Raw genomic sequence first — 8,257 nt, 5'->3', positions numbered from 1 at the left:
GGACGCTCAAACCGCTTGTGATGGCAGGCGTTCGGGGGATGTTTCACGTGCTCACCGAATCGGCTGTCATGCCGCCGCATCGTGTGTGCGGTGACGGCTTTGACTGTGTATGTGGGGCGGCCACATCCATGATCGGCCGCCCTGACGGCACAGTCGGCGCCGCCAGCGCACATTCGACGCCGCCAGAGCACACTCGGCGCCGCCAGCGCACAGTCGGCGCCGCCAGCCACCGACCCAACCGCACCAGCACGCGATTTACATCTCCCCACACCGGAGCGCAGCCCCACGACCGCTGTGGGCGACACGTTGCGGCGGTTTGGATTCGTCGCTGATAGCCGGGCGCGACGCGTACCGGTACCCTCAGAGGCTCTGTGGCTGATGTGACTGATGCGACAGCCGTGGTCACGTCCCAACCAGGGCGCTGCGGGGGCCCGGCCCGCAACCGGGCTAGGTCTGGGCTACGTCTTGTCGTCGTTGTTGCGGGGGAATCCGCCGCCCTGCGGGAACAACGGAAACACCACATCGTCGAGCCTCTCCGCGTCACCGTCGGTTTTGTTGACCGTCGCACCCCAGACGTTGCCGTCCGGCGACATCCGCAGGGCCCAGGCATGTGCGTGCGTGTCCTTACGGACGACGTCGGGTTCGCCCGTTACGGCGCCGGTCGACGGCGCGAGCCGGACTGCGACCGTCAGCTTGGTATTGATCAGGTTCACCAGCACGGTGCCGTCCATGGCCGCACACCCGGCAACGCCGGGCTTGTCCGGCCAGGTCCACACCGTCGAGACCTCCGACTTCTTGGTGATGCGCTGTAGCCGGTCGGCCCCGGGCGTGCGATCGACGACATAGAGCGAGCCGTCGACGGGATCGATGCACATGCCGCCACCCGAGCCGATCCCGGTCAACGCCGTCGTCGGCGGCGCCTGTCCGATGGTCGTGGGCTGTTCGATGCGCAGGACCTTGCCGGCCAACGAATTGGGATCGGCGGCCATCGCCGGGTTGCCCGCATCGCCGGTCATGACAACGAGCGTGGTGGGACTGGTGAAAATCAGCGCCCCGGTGTTACCGGTAGCACCTTTGGGAATGCCGGTCAGGATGTCCTTCGGGACGTCGCCGTCGGCTATCCGGATGACGCGGTTGTCGCTGGGCGTGCTGATGTAGGCGTACATCAGCCGGTCCTGCGAGTAAGTCGGCGACAGCACGATATCCATCAAGCCGCCGTCACCGGCCGGGTCGACCGGGATGACCATCTTCACCTTGGGTTCGGCCATGATCGAGATTTCCTTGACGGCGCCGGTGGTGCGCTCGGCGACCAGGGCGGTCTTGCTGTCGATACCCATGATCAGGCCGCTGGTGCTCTCCAGACAGCCCTGCATGACGCCCGGCGCCGGACATGCCTTCGGGAATGGCGTGGGAGGCAGCGGCGGCGGCGGGGGAGGCGTCGAGCTGGGCTGAGGCCGGAGTTCGGGATTCGTGGTGAAAGGCTGCGACTGGGCATCGTTGAACCGCGCGCAGCCGCTCGCGACCAGCATCACCGCACACAACGCGGTGAGCGCGCACCGAACCGACCGCCGTATCCGCATGACCGACAGGCTACGGACTTCGGCGGCGCTACCGCCACCTGCCACCGCCACCTGCCACCGCCGCCTTGCGGCCCCGGCATGGCAAGGCAAATCAGTCATGGTTGGTCTACCGGAGCCCGATTTGGGGCGTCCGGCGGGGCTGGTGGCGCACGAAGTGCCGACTCAACAGGCGAAAGCGCCGCTCAAATCCCAAATTCAGGACTAAATGCCCTTACCCTGGCACGAGTGACCAGTTCGAATGATTCACATTGGCAGCGGCCGGACGGTTCCCCGGGGCCCATCGCGGGACGCCCCGTTTCGGCAAGCCTGGTCGACCCCGAAGACGATTTGAGCCCCGGCAGCTACTCGGGCGACTTTGGAAATACCGGTACCACCACCGTCATCCCGCCCTATGACCCCGCCAATTCCGGTGTCGTCAACTCGGGATACCACCTGATCGAGGCGGAGGAGCCACTTCCATACGCCCAGCCGCAGCCGTCCGTGCGGCCGATGCTGTCAGCACCCGCGATCGACATCGACGAGGACGACGAGCGAGTACGCGCCGCCGGCCGGCGCGGCACGCAGCATCTGGGTCTGCTGCTGTTACGCGTCGGGCTGGGCGCGGTCCTGATAGCCCACGGATTGCAAAAGCTGTTCGGCTGGTGGGGTGGCTCCGGGGTCACCGGATTCAAGAACTCACTGTCCGACGTCGGCTATCAGCACGCCGACATCCTGGCCTACGTGGGTGCCGGAGGCGAGATCGTCGCCGGAGTGCTGTTGGTGCTGGGCCTGTTCACCCCGCTGGCGGCGGCGGGCGCACTGGCCTTCCTGATCAACGGCCTGCTCGCGATGGTCTCGGCCCGGCCGCATTCGCACTTCACCTACTTCCTGCCGGACGGGAACGAGTACCAGATCTCCCTGGTGGTGATGGCTGTTGCCGTCATCTTGAGCGGCCCCGGCCGCTACGGCCTGGACGCGGGCCGCGGCTGGGCACAACGCCCCTTCATCGGGTCATTCGTGGCGTTACTGGCCGGCATTGCCGCCGGGATCGCCGTGTGGGTGTTCCTCAACGGGGTGAACCCGCTGGCCTGAACGTCCTTACCGGTAGGGGTTGGGAACCCGCCCCGAGCTTGCCTCGGTCAATTGCGGCAGGGTCGAGAACGTGACCGCGGGCAATCGCAGCTCGGTACCGTCCCTGAGTCGGGCCCGCGCCCACGAACCCCGGTGGAACCGCAGGCCGTCGATGTCGTCCCAGCGCACCGTCTTACTGCCCAGCAGCGTCCGCACCGTCACCCCGTCGTGGTCGGCGACGGTACGCAGCCTGATGATCAATGCCGACAACAGCACCGGGATGAGCAGCAGCGGCGCACTCGGCGGCCACGCCAGCACGGGTATGAGCAGTCCCAGGGTCGCAAATCCCACGGCCAGGTGCGCGATCGGTGACACCCTGATCACCACCGGTGAGCCAGTAACCACCCTCGTATCATTCCACCGTGCGCGCGCCGTGCCGCGTCCATGCGGTCTCACGCACACGTACGGCTGCGTGTGGGAGCGGATTTGACGGTTGAGCTGTACGAAGGCTACCGTCAGACGCTATGGATACCGCCGGAGAGCCCGGAATGCTCCCCACAATGCTTGTAGTACTTGGTCGGCGCGTTGGTGCCTGACTAGGTCGATCGAGCACCAACGCGCAACCCTCGTGCAGCAGCTTGAGCTGACGGGGGTTTTTTGTTGCCCACCAACGAGACTGCCACCGCAATAAAGGACTAACAGGACAGTGAGCGCACCAACGAAGCCACACTCACCAACGTCGCAAGGCGGGGAAAACGGCGCCAATCCGTCGGTGCCCCAGCCCAAACATGTTGCGCCGCAGCAACTCACCGGGGCGCAGGCGGTCATTCGGTCCCTGGAAGAACTCGACGTCGACGTCATCTTCGGGATCCCGGGCGGTGCCGTATTGCCGGTGTACGACCCGCTGTTCGACTCTCAGAAGCTACGCCACGTGCTGGTCCGCCATGAGCAGGGCGCCGGCCACGCTGCCAGCGGCTACGCACACGCCACCGGCCGGGTGGGGGTGTGCATGGCGACATCGGGCCCTGGTGCGACCAACCTGGTGACGCCGCTGGCCGACGCACAAATGGACTCGATACCGGTGGTCGCCATCACCGGTCAGGTCGGCCGCGGGCTGATCGGCACCGACGCCTTCCAGGAGGCCGACATCTCCGGTATCACGATGCCGATCACCAAGCACAACTTCCTGGTCCGCTCCGGCGACGAGATTCCCCGGGTGCTCGCCGAGGCGTTCCACATCGCGGCATCCGGTCGTCCTGGAGCTGTGCTCGTCGACATCCCCAAAGACGTGCTGCAGGGCCAGTGCACGTTCAGCTGGCCGCCGCGGATGGACCTGCCCGGCTACAAGCCCAACACCAAACCGCACAACCGCCAGATCCGCGCTGCCGCCAAGCTGATCGCCGCCGCGCGCAAGCCGGTGCTCTACGTCGGCGGCGGCGTCATCCGCGGCGAGGCGACCGAGCAGCTCCGCGAACTGGCCGAACTGACCGGCATCCCGGTGGTCACCACACTGATGGCTCGCGGAGCGTTTCCGGACAGCCATCGGCAGAACCTGGGCATGCCGGGTATGCACGGCACGGTGGCCGCCGTGGCAGCGCTGCAGCGCAGCGACTTGCTGATCGCACTGGGCACCCGTTTCGACGACCGGGTCACCGGAAAACTCGATTCGTTCGCCCCGGAGGCCAAGGTCATCCACGCCGACATCGACCCGGCCGAGATCGGCAAGAACCGCCACGCCGATGTTCCGATCGTGGCCTGCGTCAAGGCCGTCATCTCCGAGCTCATCGCGATGCTGCGCCACTACGACATTCCCGGCACTCTCGAGCTGAGCGATTGGTGGACATATCTTGACGGCGTTCGCACAACCTATCCGCTGAGCTACGGACCGCAGAGCGACGGCAGTTTGAGCCCGGAGTACGTGATCGAGCAGCTGGGCAAGATCGCCGGCCCGGACGCCGTCTACGTCGCCGGCGTCGGCCAGCACCAGATGTGGGCGGCGCAGTTCATCTCCTACGAGAAGCCACGCACCTGGCTGAACTCCGGCGGGCTGGGCACCATGGGGTTCGCTATCCCGGCGGCCATGGGAGCCAAGATCGCGTTGCGCGATACCGAGGTGTGGGCGATCGACGGCGACGGCTGTTTCCAGATGACCAACCAGGAACTGGCCACCTGCGCGATCGAGGGCATACCGATCAAGGTGGCGTTGATCAACAATGGCAACCTGGGCATGGTGCGGCAGTGGCAGAGCCTGTTCTACGAACAGCGCTACTCCCAGACCGACCTCGCCACCCACTCGCACCGAATCCCCGACTTCGTCAAGCTGGCCGAGGCGTTAGGTTGCGTCGGATTGCGTTGCGAGCGTACGGAAGACGTTGTCGACGTGATCAACCAGGCTCGGGCGATCAACGACTGCCCGGTGGTGATCGACTTCATCGTCGGCGCCGACGCACAGGTGTGGCCGATGGTGGCCGCCGGCACCAGCAACGACGAGATCCAGGCCGCCCGTGGTATCCGTCCCCTTTTCGACGACGAAAGTGAAGGGCACGCCTGATGGTGAACGGGTCGCCTAAGACACACACGCTGTCGGTCCTGGTCGAAGACAAACCCGGCGTGCTGGCGCGCGTCGCGGCGCTGTTCTCCCGGCGCGGTTTCAACATCGAATCGTTGGCGGTGGGCGCGACCGATCAGAAGGACATGTCGCGGATGACCATCGTGGTCGCCTGCGAGGAGACCCCGCTCGAACAGGTCACCAAGCAGCTGAACAAGCTGATCAACGTCATCAAGATCGTCGAACAGGACGACGATCATTCGGTGTCCCGGGAATTGGCGCTGATCAAGGTCCGCGCGGACGCCGGTACCCGCAGCCAGGTGATCGAAGCGGTAAACCTCTTCCGCGCCAACGTGATTGACGTATCTCCGGAATCATTGACCGTGGAGGCCACCGGTAACCGCGGCAAGCTCGAGGCGCTGCTGCGAGTCTTGGAGCCCTTCGGTATCCGCGAGCTCGCCCAATCCGGAATGGTGTCGTTGTCCCGCGGCCCGCGCAGTATCGGCACTGCCAAGTAACACACAAGGAGAAACTCAACAGTGGCATTAGAGATGTTCTACGACGACGACGCAGACCTGTCGATCATCCAAGGCCGCAAGGTCGGCATCATCGGCTACGGCAGCCAGGGCCACGCCCACTCGCTGAGCCTGCGCGACTCCGGCGTGCAAGTGCGCGTCGGGCTGAAGGAAGGCTCCAAGTCGCGGGCCAAGGTGACGGAGCAGGGCCTGGAGGTCGACACGCCGGCGGAAGTCGCCAAGTGGGCCGACGTGATTATGCTGCTGGCCCCCGACACCGCCCAGGCTGAAATCTTCGCCAATGACATTGAGCCCAACCTGAAGCCGGGTGACGCGTTGTTCTTCGGTCACGGCCTCAACATCCACTTCAATCTGATCAAGCCGCCCGCCGACGTCACCGTCGCAATGGTCGCCCCCAAGGGACCCGGCCACCTGGTGCGCCGCCAGTTCGTCGACGGCAAGGGCGTGCCCTGCCTGATCGCCGTCGACCAGGACCCGACCGGTCAGGGCGAGGCGCTGGCGCTGTCCTACGCCAAGGCCATCGGCGGCACCCGCGCCGGCGTCATCAAGACGACCTTCAAGGACGAGACCGAGACCGACCTTTTCGGTGAGCAGGCCGTATTGTGCGGTGGTACAGAGGAATTGGTGAAGGCCGGGTTCGACGTGATGGTCGAGGCGGGCTACCCGCCCGAGATGGCCTACTTCGAGGTGCTGCACGAGCTCAAGCTGATCGTCGACCTGATGTATGAGGGCGGCATCGCGCGGATGAACTACTCGGTGTCCGATACCGCGGAATTCGGCGGCTATCTGTCGGGTCCGCGCATCATCGACGCCAGCACCAAGGAGCGGATGCGCGAGATCCTGAGCGAAATCCAGGACGGCACCTTTGTCAAGAAGCTGGTCGCCAACGTCGAGGGCGGCAACAAGCAGCTAGAGGAATTGCGTAAGGAGAACGCCGAGCACCCCATCGAGGTCACCGGCAAGAAACTGCGCGACCTGATGAGCTGGGTCGACCGGCCGATCACCGAGACGGCGTAGCTTTCGACGCGTCGAGACTGAATCTGCGCACACCCGCGTCGGCGTGTCGCGTGCGTAGGTTCAGTGTCGGCGCAGGCGGTCGGCAGTCTGGACCACCCGGCGCGCCAGGTGCTCCAACGCGTCACCGGTCGCCCCGTCGAACTCGTTGATATTGTCGTGAGTAGAAACCAGGCTTGCCCCATAGGGATTGCCGTCGACGAACTTCAGCGGGTCAGTGTATCCGGGTGGCACGATGATGCCGCCGAAATGCATCAGCGTGACATACAGGGTCAGCAGCGTGGTCTCCTGGCCGCCGTGCAAGGTGTTGCTGGACGTGAAGGCGGCATAGACCTTGTCGGCCAGCTTGCCCTCGGCCCACAACCCGCCCTGCGAGTCCAGGAAATCCCGCAATTGCGCTGCAACGCAGCCGAAACGGGTGGGTGAGCCGAAAATCACCGCGTCGGCCCACACGATGTCCTCACCGTTTGCGGCCGGAAGATCTTTCGTTGCTTCGTAATTCGCCATCCAGGCCGGGTTGTGCGCAAACGAGGCCGGGTCGCGGGTCTCGGTCACGTGGCGAATGCGGACTTCGGCACCGGCTGCCTCGGCCGCCGCGGCGACCCGCTTGGCCATCGTCGTTCCATGGCCGGTAGCTGAGTAGTAGATGACCGCGAGTTTCGTCATGGGGTCAGCGTATGCCCCCGCTCGAGCATCCCCGCTGGCCGCGAGGGCTTTGAGGTTATGTCGCACCAGTTTCGATACCAGAGCAATGGTAGCATGATGGTATGCGTACCACCATCGATAAGGCCGGACGCTTGGTAATTCCGAAGTCGCTTCGTGAACAGGCGGGCATTACCTCTGGTGAGGTGGAGATTTCCCTCGACGGTGCTGCGATCCGGATCGAAAGCGTGGCAGCCGACGACCTCATCGAAGAGGACGGGCTTCTCCTACTGCCCAGTGGTGGTCCAGAGATTGACGCCGACGCGGTCAGGGAGTTGCGCCTTGCCGACCAGCGCTGAACACGTCCTTGTCGACACCAGCGCGGCACTCGCGCTGGCGCAGCGTGAGAATCCGTTTCATCTCGCCGCCCGAGCGCGGCTCCTTGCATGCCGGCGTGGAATGTCAGGGCATGCGGCGGTGGAGTTGCTATCGGTCCTCACCCGACTGCCACCGCCATACAGGCTCAATCCTGCTGCGGCGCTTCGCCTTGAGGAGACGAATTTTCCGGACTCTCGCTTTCTGTCCGCGACGGATACAAAAGACCTGTTGCGGGAATTTGCCGAATTGGGCTTGGCCGGCGGCGCGCTCTACGACGGTCTAGTCGGTGCTGCTGCCCGCAAGCACAAGCTGCCACTCGTTACCTGCGACCGCCGGGCCGAATCGACATATCGCGTGCTTGGCGTCAACTATGAACTGCTATAGCCGATTTCGCGATGACACCGGAGCCGGCGGTCGACGAATGCCAAGCCGTGCTACGGCAATACTTACCGCACTCCTCCCGATTGCCGCGTCGGTGGCGCCTTGGGCGAGTTGGCCCGGCGCTCGGC

Annotated in this window: 9 protein-coding genes; 6 read left to right on the top strand and 3 right to left on the bottom strand. The window is 65.0% G+C overall.

All coding sequences use genetic code 11. The features are described 5' to 3' along the window. Window positions 1–458: 458 nt before the first annotated feature. Window positions 459–1,580 (bottom strand): PQQ-dependent sugar dehydrogenase, encoded by a 1,122-nt coding sequence (locus AWC07_RS03040; RefSeq protein ID WP_084293458.1) that lies wholly within the window; start codon window positions 1,578–1,580, stop codon window positions 459–461. Between the two features lie 225 nt (window positions 1,581–1,805). On the opposite strand from AWC07_RS03040, the gene AWC07_RS03035 reads away from it, so the two are divergent. Beyond that, window positions 1,806–2,651 carry a DoxX family protein gene (locus AWC07_RS03035; RefSeq protein WP_036411924.1) on the top strand — a complete coding sequence of 282 codons (846 nt, stop codon included), beginning with the start codon at window positions 1,806–1,808 and terminating at the stop codon, window positions 2,649–2,651. A gap of 6 nt (window positions 2,652–2,657) precedes the next feature. Here AWC07_RS03035 and AWC07_RS03030 read toward each other — a convergent pair whose 3' ends face one another. Continuing rightward, window positions 2,658–3,035 carry a PH domain-containing protein gene (locus tag AWC07_RS03030; protein WP_036411926.1) on the bottom strand — a complete coding sequence of 126 codons (378 nt, stop codon included), beginning with the start codon at window positions 3,033–3,035 and terminating at the stop codon, window positions 2,658–2,660. Window positions 3,036–3,336: 301 nt separating this feature from the next. On the opposite strand from AWC07_RS03030, the gene AWC07_RS03025 reads away from it, so the two are divergent. Genes AWC07_RS03025 through ilvC form a run of 3 tightly spaced genes read left to right on the top strand, consistent with a single transcriptional unit; the run spans window position 3,337 to window position 6,731 of the window. Next, window positions 3,337–5,181, top strand: a complete 1,845-nt coding sequence (locus tag AWC07_RS03025) for an acetolactate synthase large subunit (RefSeq protein ID WP_036411928.1) — start codon at window positions 3,337–3,339, stop codon at window positions 5,179–5,181. Beyond that, window positions 5,181–5,696 (top strand): acetolactate synthase small subunit, encoded by a 516-nt coding sequence (ilvN, locus tag AWC07_RS03020; RefSeq protein ID WP_036411930.1) that lies wholly within the window; start codon window positions 5,181–5,183, stop codon window positions 5,694–5,696. Before AWC07_RS03025 ends, ilvN begins: the two co-directional genes overlap by 1 nt. A gap of 33 nt (window positions 5,697–5,729) precedes the next feature. Continuing rightward, entirely contained in the window at window positions 5,730–6,731 is a 1,002-nt protein-coding gene (ilvC, locus tag AWC07_RS03015; RefSeq protein WP_139829508.1) for a ketol-acid reductoisomerase, read from the top strand. A 60-nt stretch (window positions 6,732–6,791) separates the two neighbouring features. On the opposite strand, the gene wrbA is transcribed toward ilvC, so the two are convergent. Further along, window positions 6,792–7,394: an NAD(P)H:quinone oxidoreductase gene (wrbA, locus tag AWC07_RS03010; RefSeq protein ID WP_036411937.1), complete on the bottom strand. Its 603-nt coding sequence runs from the start codon at window positions 7,392–7,394 to the stop codon at window positions 6,792–6,794. A 101-nt stretch (window positions 7,395–7,495) separates the two neighbouring features. Here wrbA and AWC07_RS03005 point away from each other — a divergent pair, with 101 nt between their 5' ends. Both AWC07_RS03005 and AWC07_RS03000 read left to right on the top strand, forming a co-directional pair. Further along, window positions 7,496–7,729 carry an AbrB/MazE/SpoVT family DNA-binding domain-containing protein gene (locus AWC07_RS03005; protein WP_139829505.1) on the top strand — a complete coding sequence of 78 codons (234 nt, stop codon included), beginning with the start codon at window positions 7,496–7,498 and terminating at the stop codon, window positions 7,727–7,729. After that, the gene (locus AWC07_RS03000) at window positions 7,713–8,132 is read left to right on the top strand and encodes a type II toxin-antitoxin system VapC family toxin (protein ID WP_036411939.1); all 420 of its coding nucleotides are present in this window, start codon (window positions 7,713–7,715) and stop codon (window positions 8,130–8,132) included. Before AWC07_RS03005 ends, AWC07_RS03000 begins: the two co-directional genes overlap by 17 nt. The last annotated feature ends 125 nt before the right edge of the window (window positions 8,133–8,257 follow it).

Source organism: Mycobacterium gastri, from assembly GCF_002102175.1.
In the GTDB taxonomy this organism is placed as follows: Bacteria; Actinomycetota; Actinomycetes; order Mycobacteriales; family Mycobacteriaceae; genus Mycobacterium; species Mycobacterium gastri.
The sequence above is the reverse complement of the archived record's forward strand: the minus strand, read 5'-3'. Positions and strand labels throughout refer to the sequence as shown.